At 34.8% G+C, this 14266-nt stretch carries 16 protein-coding genes; 2 read left to right on the top strand and 14 right to left on the bottom strand.

The genetic code is table 11. The features are described 5' to 3' along the window. Position 1: 1 nt before the first annotated feature. The 8 genes from AC1Q8N_RS21795 to AC1Q8N_RS21760 form a co-directional block, all read right to left on the bottom strand. Positions 2–700: an urease accessory protein UreF gene (locus AC1Q8N_RS21795; protein ID WP_048544104.1), complete on the bottom strand. Its 699-nt coding sequence runs from the start codon at positions 698–700 to the stop codon at positions 2–4. Beyond that, positions 678–1133, bottom strand: a complete 456-nt coding sequence (locus AC1Q8N_RS21790; protein WP_048544106.1) for an urease accessory protein UreE — start codon at positions 1131–1133, stop codon at positions 678–680. The genes AC1Q8N_RS21795 and AC1Q8N_RS21790 overlap by 23 nt, the downstream gene beginning before the upstream one ends. A gap of 18 nt (positions 1134–1151) precedes the next feature. Next, complete coding sequence (ureC, locus tag AC1Q8N_RS21785) at positions 1152–2864, bottom strand: urease subunit alpha (RefSeq protein ID WP_048544109.1); 1713 nt, start codon at positions 2862–2864, stop codon at positions 1152–1154. Position 2865: 1 nt separating this feature from the next. After that, positions 2866–3195, bottom strand: a complete 330-nt coding sequence (locus AC1Q8N_RS21780; protein WP_048544111.1) for an urease subunit beta — start codon at positions 3193–3195, stop codon at positions 2866–2868. A gap of 14 nt (positions 3196–3209) precedes the next feature. Continuing rightward, positions 3210–3512, bottom strand: coding sequence for an urease subunit gamma (locus AC1Q8N_RS21775; RefSeq protein ID WP_001241328.1), 303 nt, complete (start codon positions 3510–3512; stop codon positions 3210–3212). Between the two features lie 135 nt (positions 3513–3647). Beyond that, entirely contained in the window at positions 3648–3899 is a 252-nt protein-coding gene (locus AC1Q8N_RS21770; protein WP_001994665.1) for a DUF2164 domain-containing protein, read from the bottom strand. A 17-nt stretch (positions 3900–3916) separates the two neighbouring features. Beyond that, positions 3917–4369, bottom strand: a complete 453-nt coding sequence (locus tag AC1Q8N_RS21765) for a peptidoglycan recognition protein family protein (RefSeq protein ID WP_098079659.1) — start codon at positions 4367–4369, stop codon at positions 3917–3919. 15 nt (positions 4370–4384) lie between these two features. Beyond that, positions 4385–5188, bottom strand: coding sequence for a protein phosphatase 2C domain-containing protein (locus AC1Q8N_RS21760; RefSeq protein WP_098079660.1), 804 nt, complete (start codon positions 5186–5188; stop codon positions 4385–4387). 114 nt (positions 5189–5302) lie between these two features. Between AC1Q8N_RS21760 and AC1Q8N_RS21755 the strand changes: the two genes are divergently transcribed. Continuing rightward, a complete protein-coding gene (locus tag AC1Q8N_RS21755) occupies positions 5303–6142 on the top strand; it encodes a YitT family protein (protein WP_176519582.1) in 840 nt (279 codons plus the stop codon). A 20-nt stretch (positions 6143–6162) separates the two neighbouring features. Here the strand turns inward: AC1Q8N_RS21755 and AC1Q8N_RS21750 are convergent, their stop codons facing one another. Next, positions 6163–6534, bottom strand: a complete 372-nt coding sequence (locus AC1Q8N_RS21750) for a VOC family protein (protein WP_048544119.1) — start codon at positions 6532–6534, stop codon at positions 6163–6165. A 236-nt stretch (positions 6535–6770) separates the two neighbouring features. Between AC1Q8N_RS21750 and AC1Q8N_RS21745 the strand changes: the two genes are divergently transcribed. Further along, the gene (locus AC1Q8N_RS21745) at positions 6771–8303 is read left to right on the top strand and encodes a BA3702 family sensor histidine kinase (RefSeq protein ID WP_098079662.1); all 1533 of its coding nucleotides are present in this window, start codon (positions 6771–6773) and stop codon (positions 8301–8303) included. 47 nt (positions 8304–8350) lie between these two features. On the opposite strand, the gene AC1Q8N_RS21740 is transcribed toward AC1Q8N_RS21745, so the two are convergent. The 5 genes from AC1Q8N_RS21740 to AC1Q8N_RS21720 form a co-directional block, all read right to left on the bottom strand. Continuing rightward, positions 8351–8962, bottom strand: a complete 612-nt coding sequence (locus AC1Q8N_RS21740; protein WP_000975462.1) for an alpha/beta hydrolase — start codon at positions 8960–8962, stop codon at positions 8351–8353. Positions 8963–8986: 24 nt separating this feature from the next. After that, complete coding sequence (locus tag AC1Q8N_RS21735; RefSeq protein WP_098079664.1) at positions 8987–9925, bottom strand: ring-cleaving dioxygenase; 939 nt, start codon at positions 9923–9925, stop codon at positions 8987–8989. A 341-nt stretch (positions 9926–10266) separates the two neighbouring features. Further along, complete coding sequence (gene putP, locus AC1Q8N_RS21730) at positions 10267–11745, bottom strand: sodium/proline symporter PutP (RefSeq protein WP_141520047.1); 1479 nt, start codon at positions 11743–11745, stop codon at positions 10267–10269. A gap of 300 nt (positions 11746–12045) precedes the next feature. Continuing rightward, positions 12046–12534, bottom strand: a complete 489-nt coding sequence (locus AC1Q8N_RS21725; RefSeq protein ID WP_493521373.1) for a CcdC protein domain-containing protein — start codon at positions 12532–12534, stop codon at positions 12046–12048. 112 nt (positions 12535–12646) lie between these two features. Beyond that, complete coding sequence (locus AC1Q8N_RS21720; RefSeq protein WP_048544127.1) at positions 12647–14221, bottom strand: FMN-binding glutamate synthase family protein; 1575 nt, start codon at positions 14219–14221, stop codon at positions 12647–12649. Positions 14222–14266 lie beyond the last annotated feature (45 nt).

Raw genomic sequence — 14266 nt, 5'->3', positions numbered from 1 at the left:
CCTATGACATGAAGACTCTTATATTCACATCTTCATGTTGCATTTGATTTATTTCGAATTCAGGATCATTCAATCCAAAATCCTCTAATGAAAGCATTTGAATTCTATCAATAGATTCACAGATCAATTCATGGCATTCTTGTAATAGTTTTTGACCATCTGTTTGTCCAAGAGGAATGGCTCTCACACCATTTTGAATAATGCCTCCAACACTTGAATATAAGAAAACTAAGAGCGTTTCTTCTATTGTCATTTTCAATTCCGCCCCTAATATTCCGTATACGATACTAGGATGTCCTTGTAATCTATTACAAAAAATATTTTCTTTGTACACATTTAAATTTGCAAATGAAAACAATTCACAACACAACTTAGAGGTGCTTTTACTAATCATTCTATTTGCTTTTCTACATTCAAAGGGCAATGTTTGTGCCGTTATTAATTCATCTAAAAATGTAATTTTCTTATCATCATTATTCTTAATGGCTTCGTAAGTATATTTGCAAATTAAGCCGTCCGTGTGTGTTAATTGCACTTTTACATATCGATTAATCCATTTGAAAAATTCTCCTTTATTTGTAACTTGTCCCTCTTGAATAAATGTTTCTAATCCAAAAGAGTGACTAAAACTTCCTGTTGGGAAATTCGAATCACTAATTTGGAGTAGGTTAAGTAGGTTAAATATGTTTGTGTGAAGCATGCTTGAACGGTTTTGGTAATACTCTATTTTCTTTTTGATAAGGAACACCTTCCTTTTTGAGTAACTCTTCTACTAAGTAGTCGTTCGCCAAAATCATACACCCTTCATCGAATTGTGCTGGCAAATGTCTATTTCCTAAGTTATGCGCAATAATCCCCATTTCTTTTATTGACGTTGGAGTAATTACAATTACCTCTTCTGGTAACACTTCAATATATACAATACGATGTTCATCCTCATATAAAATATCACCGTTCTTTAATGTTTCCCCATTATCTAAAGACACTCCAATTTCAAAACCAGATTCTGAAAATAATTTCTGAACCCTCTTCAGTAAAAGTTCACTAGAAATCAATATTTTATCAAGATGCTTTTTTGTATTTGAAAAATCATTCATATTGCATACGTTGTTATTAATTTTTTCAATAATCATTTTATCTCCCCCGTTATATCAAAATAAAAAATATCTTTGAGCCATAGGTAATACGTCTACTGCTTCACACGTAATAACTTGTCCATCAACTTTAACTTCATATGTCTGCGGATCTACTTCCATTTCTGGTGTTGCATTATTCAGCTTCATATCTTGCTTAGAAATCTCTCTCGTATTTTTAACAGGTAATACAACTTTATTTAAACCTAATTTTTCTTTAATATTATTCTCGTAAGCTGCTTTGGATACAAATGTAATCGAACTTGACTGTACTGCTTTTCCATATGCACCAAACATCTTTTTTTCATAATATGGTTGTGGTGTAGGGATCGAAGCATTCTCGTCTCCCATTAATGCCATCACTACCATCCCGTTTTTCAAAACCATATCTGGCTTAACACCGAAAAATTGGGGATCCCATATTACAAGGTCTGCATACTTTCCTACTTCAATAGAGCCAACATATTCTGAAATCCCATGTGTAATAGCTGGATTAATTGTATACTTAGCTATATAACGTTGAATTCTATTATTATCGTTATATTCTTTATCTCCCTCTAAACTACCAATCTGCTTTTTCATTTTATCGGCGGTTTGCCAATTGCGAATAATAACCTCTCCAACCCTTCCCATCGCCTGTGAGTCAGAGCTAATCATGCTGAAAACCCCTAAATCTTGCAAAATATCCTCTGCCGCGATTGTTTCTTTTCGAATCCTTGAATCTGCAAACATTACATCTTCCGGAATATTCGCTTTTAAATGATGACATACCATAAGCATATCTAAATGTTCATCCAGCGTATTCACTGTATATGGTAAGGTCGGGTTCGTTGAAGAAGGTAAAATATTATTCAGTGCAGCAATCTTTATAATATCTGGTGCATGCCCACCTCCAGCTCCTTCAGTGTGGTACGTATGAATAACACGATTATCAATAGCTTTTATCGTTTCTTCCACAAAACCACATTCATTTAACGTATCCGTATGAATAGCGACTTGAATATCATATTTATCAGCAATCTGTAACGAGTGATTAATCGCTGAAGAAGTCGCTCCCCAATCTTCATGGATCTTTAATCCGATAGCTCCTGCAAATATTTGTTCTTCCAGGGCAGGTAAACTTGAGCTATTTCCTTTCCCTAAAAATCCAAGATTTATAGGGAAAGCTTCTGCTGCTTCTAGCATCTTTCTTAAATTCCAAGATCCAGGCGTTATTGTAGTTGCCTTAGTACCCTCTGCTGGTCCCGTTCCCCCACCAATTAAAGTTGTTATACCTGAAGCTAATGCTGTATCAATTTGTTGTGGGGATATGAAGTGCACGTGTGTATCAATACCTCCAGCTGTAACGATTTTTCGCTCACCAGAAATTACTTCCGTTGATGTTCCAATGATGATATCAATATTATCCATAACTGAAGGATTACCACTCTTACCAATTGCTGAAATCTTTCCATCTTTTATACCAATATCTGCTTTATATACTCCTGTATAATCAATAATAATTGCATTGGTAATAACAACATCCACAACACCCTGTTCCCTTGTAAGTTGCGAATTTTGTCCCATACCATCCCTAATTGATTTTCCTCCACCAAAGACAGCTTCATCACCATATACGGTGTAATTTCGATCAATATGTGCGAATAATTGTGTATCCGCTAAACGAATAGAATCTCCTGTAGTTGGACCATATAAATCAGCATATTGTTTACGTGACATCTTAAAACTCATGCTATCTCCCTCTTTTTTTGTAAGATTGAATATCGCCATCCACTTTATTTTTAAATCCATATACTTCTTGCTTCCCTGAGTATGGAACTAATTCAATCGTTTTTTCATCCCCAGGCTCGAATCTTACCGCTGTACCCGCTGGAATATTTAAATGTTGTCCAATTGCTACACTACGATTGAACTTTAACGCCTCATTCACTTCATAAAAGTGGTAATGAGATCCAATTTGAATCGGTCTATCTCCCTGATTTAACACCTTAACTTCCGTTACTTTTTTATTTTCATTACATACTATGTCTTCTTTCGCAAGGATATATTGCCCTGGAATCATCTCATTCACTTCCTTTAATGAATTGGTTGATGAATAGTTACTAATTTTGTTCCATCAGGAAAAGTTGCCTCAACTTGAATATCTGATATCATGTCTGCAATACCATCCATAACATCTTCAGCACTTAAAATGGTTTTTCCAAGCTCCATTAATTCCGCTACATTTTTACCATCTCTTGCTCCTTCCAAAATTTCATACGTAATAATAGCGATACTTTCTGGATAGTTTAACTTAAGCCCCCTCTCCTTTCGTCGATAAGCTAAATCAGCCGCAACAACTACTAGCAGTTTATCAATTTCTCTTGGCGTTAATCTCATTACACTCTTCCTTTCTGAAGTATTTTAAAACTAAGAATATTCTAAAAATAAATAGTGTACTTCCAATGTCCTTTCCGTGTTTTCTCCATGTTTTTTTGCTATCAATCAAATAAAAAAAGAGCCCATCGGCTCTTTTTACTTCCCTTCATTCTTCTCTAACACATACAAATCTTCTTCAATATTAGATAGTTTCTCTGTTACAAGCTTTCTAGCATCTCCAATCGCTTGATTGTATGCAAATGGCCCTACTAATTTAATCATTTCTTCTATTAAACGCTCTGCTTGGAAACGCCCAATTTCATCTAAATCTTCTTCAACGAAAAATTGCTGAATTTGTGCTACTAGCTCTTCTTTTTTATCATTTGGTATTTTTATATTCATCATCATTTGTTACTCCTCTATATTTAAGTTAATCCGTTTCTTAACTCTACCATAGAAAAACGCTTTCCAGGACAACTTTTTGTAACGCCTTCTAGCTCCCTATGACCGAGTATATTTTCTTTCTTTATAGCAAACTGCTTCATAAACATTTTACATAAAAAATATAATGCATTCATTTGTGCGGTAGTTGGATCATATTTATCAAAATTACCCGTCATACATATTCCAATTGTATCCCTATTATTATCTTTCGCATGTGCTCCAATATGTAAACCTCGCCCTTCGACTACAGTTCCATCTTCTTCAATAAAATAATTGTAACCGATCCCGCTCCACCCTCTTATTTTTTGATGAAATTCATGTGTTTTATACACATCCCATCCATCTTCGGATGTATGGTGGATAATCAGTTTATTAACTTTCTCTAAAGGAACTAATTCGTCTTGAAATGCTAGATTTGCACATTTAATTTCCATATGAATTGCCTCCTCTTAAAAATCAATCATTATAATTGTTTTATCATCTGGTCTTATTCTCTTTTCCCCTTCTAACTCTTCGATAATTGCTACATATTCACTTATACTATTCTTTCTTATATATGCAACAGTTTGTTCGAGTGACCAATCTGGGTGGAATAATCCGTCTGAACAAATAAAAATCCCGTTCACTTCATCTATATGTAATTCACCATGTTGTAAATAATGTATTGCTTCTTTCATTCCATTTGCAACGGAATACCCACCCTGCATATTTGCAAGATAACGATTGTATTTTAACTGTTCTCGTACATCTTGAAAAACATGTTCTTCTGGTACAGATAACCCTTTTTTACGATCTTCTTCTCTCTTCTTTTTTGCTCGTTTACTAATTCCTTCAACTGTGTCTTTCGTTAATACTTGCATTGTTCCATTTTGAAGTATTGCGACAATCATACAGTCCCCTAACTGTGCGTATTCCATTTTCTCACCATCTATTTGAACTGCCGCAATACATGTGCACCACAAATGCTCTTTTTTTCTCGTATCTACTTCATACTCTAACATTTTGCTTTGCAATGCTTCATTTGCTTTTGCAACAGCAACTTGCAAACTATGATTTTCACGTAATGAAGCAAAATAACTTGCAAATAAATGCGAAGCGATGTATGCTCCATTATGTCCCTTTTCATCACGAAACGGGACGAGCGGTGTTGCACCATCACATACACCATACATCTTTTTTTCTTCATTACAAAAATAAGAATCCTCACATTCTTGCTTCAACGGGCTTTTCTGTTGATACGTTTTTACCTTCATATCTGTATCCCCTTTCAAATAATAAAACACTCGAATTATTTTGATTAATCTAATTTTCCGAAATAAACTGTTTTTACCCAAAACTTTCAATATCATATATAATCTTGAAATAATATGAATTTTTTAGTGAAGGACGGGAAAGAGATGGTCAGATTTCTTGGTGTTATTATTGGTTCTATTATTATTGCGATTGCATTTAATCTTTTCCTTATCCCCCACAAAATTTTAAGTAGTGGAATTGGCGGAATTGCTATTATTTTAGGAATTGTAACTCCTGTAAACACGGGTATTATTAACTTTGTATTAAACTTACCTATCCTTATTCTAGGATACATAGGTCTTGGAAAAAAAGTAATTTTTAACACGATTATCTCTGTTATTGTATTATCTGTTGCATTATACTATGTTCCAGTAAAAGTCGTAGCAACAGACCCACTTTTATCATCTATCTTTGGTGGTGTCATTGCCGGAGCTGGTATCGGCCTTGTTTTTAACTGTAATGGATCAACTGGTGGATTTGATATTATCGGTATGCTATTGTCTCGAAAAAGAGACATTAAACTTGGTGGATTCCTTATTATTTTAAATGCAGTCGTTGTAATAATTGCAGGATTCTTCTTCACTTGGGATGTTGCTCTTACAAGCTTACTTTCAATTTATGTAACTGGTAAAGTGATCGATGCTATTCATACGAAACATCGAAAGGTTACACTTATGATTGTAACAAATGAAGCAGAAAAAATGAAAAAACAACTCCTTTCAACTGTTGTACGTGGAATTACATTACTTGATGGCGAAGGTGCTTATTCCAGCGAAAAAAAACGTGTACTTATGACCGTCGTTTCTCGTGAAGAATTAGCAAGTATGAAATTAACAATTTCCGAAATTGACCCTCATGCATTCGTTAACATTACCGAAACGGTTGAAGTATTAGGATTGTTTAGAAAAGGTTAAAAAACTAGGTGGATTCCCACCTAGTTTTTATTTTCCATAAATTCAATTCGATTTCCGAACGGATCTGACACATAAAACCTAATTACATCTAGCCGTGCATGATCATCTATTACTTCAATACCTTGTTTTATTAATTCTTGTTTAAATTCATCAATTTTTAAAACATAAAAAGCTGGATGCGCCTTTTTAGCTGGGGTGAAGTTTTGCTCAACTCCAATATGAATCTCTTGATTTCCACACTTAAACCAGCACCCACCACGCTTCTTTAATTCCTCCGGCTTCGGTATTTCCTCCATACCTATTTTTCCACCATAAAACGCTCGTGCTTCTTCTTCACATCCTACAGGCGCAGCTACTTGTACATGATCGATACCTTGAATATAATGTCTCATTTTCTTTCCCCCTCTTCTACCCTAATGTTATAAAGAAAACCTACTTTTGTAACTTACAAAAGAGTTATAAAACAATATAAGCTCCCCTTATTACCACCTTGTACTCACTTTGCAAAAAATAAAGAAAACAAAATTTATTATATAACTTCCATTTTTTATAGAAATACACATTACATCTATATTATAGTTATGAATAGACAAATCTTTTTAGATGCTATTTGTACGGAGGAACTATTATGAGTCGTAAAAAATATTCATCAACTCAAAGAAAACGTCATCCGAACATTTCTAGACGTTTGCGAAACCATATACAAAATCGTTCATTAACAGAAATGTACGCATCTCTGTTCGAACACAATCCTGATAGTATTATTTCATTAAATTTAGAGGGAGTTATACTACATATAAATCCTTCTGCCGAAAGAATATTAGGTTACAATTCTTTAGAATTAGAACAGAAAAATATTACCTCTATTTTAGAAGCTCATATTTCTGAGCAAGTATTACAAAATATAAAGAATACTGGAGCGGATAATCAACAAGAGTATATCTTATCAATTTATCATAAAAATGGATTCTTATTAGACGTCGTGACAAAACTAGTTCCTATTTTTGTCCAAAATCGTCTAACTGGCGTATATGCCATTATGAAGCCTCTTGAAAAATCAGAAAGAATTGAGAATATGCTAAAAGAAAGTGAGAAGAGGTTACGTACATTAGTGAACTCCATGCCTGCGTTTGTTATATTTAAGGATCATGAAGGACGCTGGCTTGAAGCAAATGACTACGCACTTTCTTGTTTCAATTTCCACCATGTACCTTATCATGGGAAAAAAGATAGTGAACTCATTCAATATAACGAAGCGTACCGAGAAGCTTTTTTACATTGTGAAGAAGTCGACGAACTAGCATGGCAACAAAGACAAATTCTTCATGGCGAGGAATTTATTATTCATAGAGATGATTTCGATCTAATCTTAAGTATATCGAAAGTTCCACTTTATCATCCTGACGGCTCCCGTAAAGGTCTTATCGTAATGGGAAGAGATGTTACCGAGCTAAAAGAAACGGAAAAGTTATTACGAAAATCAGAAAAGCTCGCAGTAGTCGGACAACTGACAGCTGGAATTGCCCATGAAATTCGAAATCCACTCACTTCTCTAAAAGGTTTTCTAACATTGCTACTCCCTGAAATAAATGAGGAGCAGAAATGGTATATCGATGTTATGTTAAGTGAGATTTCACAAATGGAATCTATCACGAGTCAATTTATGGCGATGTCTAAACCACAAGTATTATCTATCCAAACTTGTAACATACAAGCTTTAATTGAAGAGGTAGTTACATTTATTTTACCAACAGCTATTATGCATAGTGTTCATATCATTATGGATCATTTTGATTACAAACATGATATTCAATGTGATGGTAACCAATTAAAACAAGTTTTTATAAATATATTAAAAAATGCGATAGAAGCAATGCCAAATGGCGGAAATATTTACATCCAAACAAAACCATTAGATGATACCTTTATTTTAATACGGATTATCGATGAAGGTTGTGGTATCCCAGAAGAACGTATCTCTCGTTTAGGCGAACCATTTTATAGTTTAAAAGAAAAGGGAACAGGACTAGGATTAATGATGTGTTACAAAATAATTGAAGAACATCATGGTAAATTACACATTTCAAGCGAGTTAGATAAAGGTACGATCGTTGATATTCAACTTCCGCTTTCTTCATCTCATCTTGCAATTCAGTCGTAAAAAAAGAAGTATCTGCTAATTGTTAGCAGATACTTCTTTTTTTACTTTTATAATACTGTATTGACATACCATTCTTTTGCTTTTTCTACTTCACCCATCGTTAATTGATGTCCTCTATTTTCCCAATGCATTGTAACAGTAGCGTTTGCATTCTCTAATAGTACCTTCAATTCCTCTGACTCCGCTGATGAACAAATCGGGTCATTTGTCCCAGCAGCGATAAATACGGATTTCCCTGCTAAATTAGGCAATTGTGTTCCTCTTCTAGGTACCATTGGGTGATGAAGGACAGCACCTTTTAATGCATTTTCGTAATGGAATAATAAGCTTGCAGCAATGTTTGCTCCATTTGAATAACCGATAGCTACAATATTATTTCTATCAAATTCATATGTTTTTGCAGCTTCATCTAAAAACTCATTTAATTCCTTCGTACGGAAAATCAAATCCTCTTCATCAAAAATGCCTTCTGCTAATCGGCGGAAGAAACGTGGCATGCCTTGTTCTAATACATTTCCCCTAACACTTAATACAGATGCTTCTGGATCAATTATTTCTGCAAGTGGTAATAAATCTAATTCATTACCTCCTGTACCATGAAGTAATAACAACACTGGTTTTGACGTATCTTTTCCTTTTTGAAAAACATGTTTCATCATAATCCTTTTCCCCTTTCAATCACTTTAATCTAAATTTCTCACTTCAAATGGTAAAAGTGTTTGTTCAATTTGTTTTCTATGTGGTTCATATTGCTCTGGTAACTTTAATTCCTCACCCATCGTCTCTAACGATTCGTCATGAGCGAAACCAGGAGGGTCTGTTGCAATTTCAAATAAAATTTCCCCGTGTTCTCTAAAATAAATTGCGTTAAAATAATTGCGATCTTGTACAGGAGTTACGTGGTATCCAAAACGAGACACATGTTCTTTCCAATCGAGTTGATCATCATCGTTAGTCGCTCTCCAAGCAATATGGTGGACTGTACCAACACCCATTTGGCCACGCCCGATTGTCGATAGCCTCAAGTCTATAATATTCCCAATATCAGCAGAAGAACGGAATCGAACGAATTCACCTTCTTCTCCAATTTTCTCAAGACCCATAACATGCTCTAACAATTCAGCTGTTTTTTGAGGTTGTGCAGATAAAAGAACAGCACCGCCAAATCCTTTAATTGCTACTTCTGGCGTAACTTCTCCAAAAGTCCAATTATTTAATTCGCCTTCTTCTCTTTCTACTAATTCTATATGCAAACCATGTGGATCATCAAATTCTAAATACTGCTCTCCAAATCGAGTCATTTTTGTATACGAAATATCGAATTTTTCTAATCTATTTTCCCAAAACTCCATTGCGCCCTTTGGTACGACATAAGACGTAATGCCTACTTGACCGTCACCAATAATTCCTTGACGAGCACCTGCCCATGGGAAAAACGTAATAATTGTTCCAGGCTTTCCTCCTTCATTACCAAAATAAAGATGGTACGTGCCTGGATCATCAAAATTCACTGTTTGTTTCACTAAACGTAAACCTAACACACCAGCATAAAAATCTACATTTTCTTGTGGGTGTCCTACGATTGCTGTAATGTGATGAATTCCCATCGTTTTCTTTTCCATTTTCTCCGCCCCTTTTTATTTCATTTTAAAAACTTGTATACATTAAAATTCATTATTCATTTTGTCCATACTGCAAAGTAAAATCCATCGTTATAATTTTATCTTTAATTCGAGATATAAGCTGTGAAATTACGCATTATCTTCTATATCACTGAATTAATCTCGAATTCGAGATAATTTCAAAAAAATATTTACTCTATCTGAAATCTTTATTCGGAAATAAATTATCTTGAACTCGAAATTTATTATAAGTTACTTACTTTTAGTTGTCAACAAGTTATTTATTTTCATTTTAAATCAAAAGAGAGTAAATGCTAGTTATCATTTACTCTCTTCGCTAATTATTTCGTTTCCTCTTCCAACACTGCTTCCATCTCATTAAATTCACGATGAATTGCTTTCACTGGTTCTTTCGTTAATAAACTTACAACAATAACAGCTAATAAGCTACAGAAGAATCCAGGTACCATTTCATACATAGTGGCTTTTAAACTTGGAATTTGTACCCAAGTAATAACAACTACTGCACCTACAATCATCCCAGCAAGAACGCCCCATTTGTTCGTTCTCTTCCAATATAAACTTAATAAAATAGCGGGTCCGAATGCTGAACCAAATCCTGCCCAAGCATAACCGACAAGTGTTAAAATTGTATCACTTGGATGATATGCTAAAACAATTGCAATCATAGCTACTACTAATACTGACAGTCTACCGATAAATACAAGTTCTTTATCACTTGCGTCCCGACGGAAAAATGTTTTATAGAAATCTTCCGTTACTGCACTTGAAATAACAAGTAATTGCGAGGAAATACTACTCATAATCGAAGCCAAAATAGCTGATAGTAAAAACCCAGTAATGTACGGATGGAATAAAATATTTGAGAATGTTACAAAGACCATTTCTGGGTCTTGTAATGTCTCATTATTTTTAGCGTAATAAGCAATACCAATTAGACCAGTAAGCATTGCACCTATAATTGAAATCGTCATCCAACCAATACCGATTCTACGAGAAGTTTTTAAATCTTTAATAGAGGTAATTGCCATAAAGCGAACAATAATATGCGGTTGCCCAAAATACCCAAGACCCCATGCTAAAAATGAAATAATACCAAAAATTGTAGTCCCTTTAAACATATCTAAACGCGATGCATCAACTTGCTTAATCGTATTGAATGTTTCTGTTACACCGCCCACATCTGTAAAAGCAACAATTGGTACTAATACAAGCGCAATAAACATAATACATCCTTGCACAAAGTCGGTCCAACTTACTGCTAAAAAGCCACCGAATAGTGTATAAGCAACTACGACACCGACAGTTACAAATAAACCAATTTTGTAATCAAGGTTGAAAGAGTTTTCAAACAAGCGCCCACCTGATACTAAACCAGCCGACGCATAAAATGTGAAAAATACTAAAATGACGATAGCGGAGACAAAACGAAGTATTTTCGTACGATCTTTAAATCGATTCTCTAAAAAGTCTGGAATCGTAATTGAATCATTTGCCACTTCTGTATACGTTCGCAAACGCGGGGCAAGAATTAAATAGTTTGCATAAGCACCTATCAATAACCCTATCGCAATCCATACACTAGATAATCCTGTTGCATACATCGCACCAGGTAATCCCATTAGCATCCAACCACTCATGTCAGAAGCACCAGCTGATAAAGCTGTAACTGCTGGACCGAGTCCCCTTCCGCCTAACATATAATCTGATAAATCGGATGTCTTCTTATAAGACCAATAACCGATATACAACATACCTGCCATATAAATAGCAAGCGAAACCATAATCTCAATCTTCACCAAATCTCTCCCTTAGTTACATAAGCCATTCAAAATTTCGAAAAATGACTTTTTCTATTTTCTTGTTTTCACTTATGGTTCCCTACCTTAACAAACATTTTTTGTTCTTTCAAGTGAACAAGCCCTTTTCACTACATGTGAAAACCTTTATAAACGCCTTTATCCCAGTGGATTACCCCGGTTTTAAAATAAATTAAAGTGAAAATATTCAAAAAATAAAATACCGTTTTTTTCACACCTTATTTTCATTCACTTATCAGACAAATTTTAAAAGAAAAAAGCCATACGAATGTATGACTTTTAACTTATTGGCATTGCAATTTTCTCTTTCTCTACATATACTTTACGAAATTTCATATAGCAACCAATGCGCCAAGGTACTATATAACGAACTGCAAGAGTGTAAAAAAGAATACCGATTGACTTTGGATCTAAACCTTGCAAATGTCTTCTAAAATAAGCACGTAAAAGAACGATAACTAAAAATGTAGCAATAAAAGCGATACTTTTTTTTGCATAAATATGACCATCTTCTCTGATTTCATATCCACTTAAAATAATAAGTGGAATTGATAATAACAGTCCAATTCCAGCAGCTATACCAATTTGCCAAACAGCAAGTTGTATCGGTGTAGCATATAAAGAAAAACCTGGTAATAAAAAGAATAATGGCAATAGTAGTCGTCTTCCTTTATTTTTAATTGGGCGATTCATAGAACGCATACGCCTAAATATAACGAGCCCTATGACGAGTAAAAAAATTGTAATACTGTATGAACCTTGCTGCAAGTGAATCTCTCCCTAAAAATAGTCATTTTTAAAAATACTCCCCTATTATACTCCTAATTTTTCCAAACGATATGATTATTCCTCTGAAAAATCTTACATATTAAATATACTTTTAGGTTTGATTTACTATAGGAAACAATTCCGAAAGAGGAACTACTCTTCCCATCTCATCTTTAAACACAATATGCTCTCTCGTTAAATGACGCGGACTCTTTACTCCCGCTGCTGCCGCAAGTGAAAACAAACTATATCTCATACTTATTATATAGTTCATGACCCGCCACTTCTTCTCATACGGATCTAACGCTTTTTGATAATGAGGATTCGTCGTCGCCACACCAGACGGACATTGCCCAGAATTACATTGAAGCGCCATTATGCAGCCACTTGCCATCATAAAACCGCGGGCTGAATTTACAGCATCTGCGCCAATAGCTAAAGCAATTGCCACTTTATCTGGTGTAATTAATTTCCCCGAGGCAAAAACTTTGAATTTGTCCCGAACATCATAATGATTCGCTGTATCAATACATGTCAGTAACGCTGGAATAAGCGGCATCCCCATACTATCTGCCATCGATTTATACGTTGCACCTGATCCACCTTCTGAACCATCAACTGTAATGAAATCTGGATAGATGTTTAACTCTTTCATCGATTTGAATAAATCTTCCAACGGCTCTTGCTGTCCAATTACAATCTTCATCCCAACTGGTTTACCGCCGTTTTCTTGCAAACGTTGAATAAAATAAAGTGTATCTACTGCATTCTTTAAAAATGGAAATCGATTCGGTGAATTAATCGTTTCTCCTTCTCGCACATTCCGAACAGAAGCAATTTTCTCATTTACTTTTTGTCCCTCTAGATGACCACCACGTATTTTCGCACCTTGCCCAAATTTCAATTCGAATGCTTTAATATTGCTTTCTTTTGCTTTCTCCATAAATTTCTCCATTGAAAAATTACCATCCTCGTCACGATATCCAAATAATCCTGGACCAATTTGCGCAACGATATTTGCACCTGTATGTAAATGTTCTGGAATAACGCCACCTTCACCAGTATTAATCCACGATCCGCCAGCCATCTTCGCACCAAACCCGCTCGCTAAAATATAATTTTCGCCAATCGCACCGTAAGAAGTCGCAGATGCCCCAAACATGCCATGTAGCTTCCACGGATATTTGCGGTTTTCACCGACGATAATTGCATCATCTTCTTCATATAACCAAAGATTCGTTGTATCCGCTGTCAATTTTTCTCTTCGTGAAAATAACCCTTCTTTATGAATCACATACTTTTTCCCTTCACGTTCTTGCGTTACATTCACACTTAATTCATCTGTTAATTTAGGAAATAATGTATTAGCGATATAATATCCAGATGCATCAAAATCTCGTTTTGATCCAAAACCGAGTATTTCTGAACGGTATTTTGCTAGAAACATTACACTTTGAAAATCATAACGTGAAAAGGGCTTTCCATCCGTATCATGATCAAACCAATATTGCCTAAATTCCGGCCCTATCTTTTCAAGTAAATAACGCATCCTTCCTAAGTATGGATGTAACTTTAATATAGAATGATGCGTCCGTTTTTTAATAAAAAATGTAATAATAAAAAAAATGATTAATAGTAACATCAATAAGAGCAATATACTAATAATAACGAGTAGCGTTTCACTCATCCCGCTTCCTCCTATGAAAATCCATAATAAAAGGAGAACACCTGA

The organism is Bacillus sp. GW823-FHT06B01, assembly GCF_058952315.1.
This window is presented reverse-complemented; position numbering and strand designations above follow the sequence as displayed.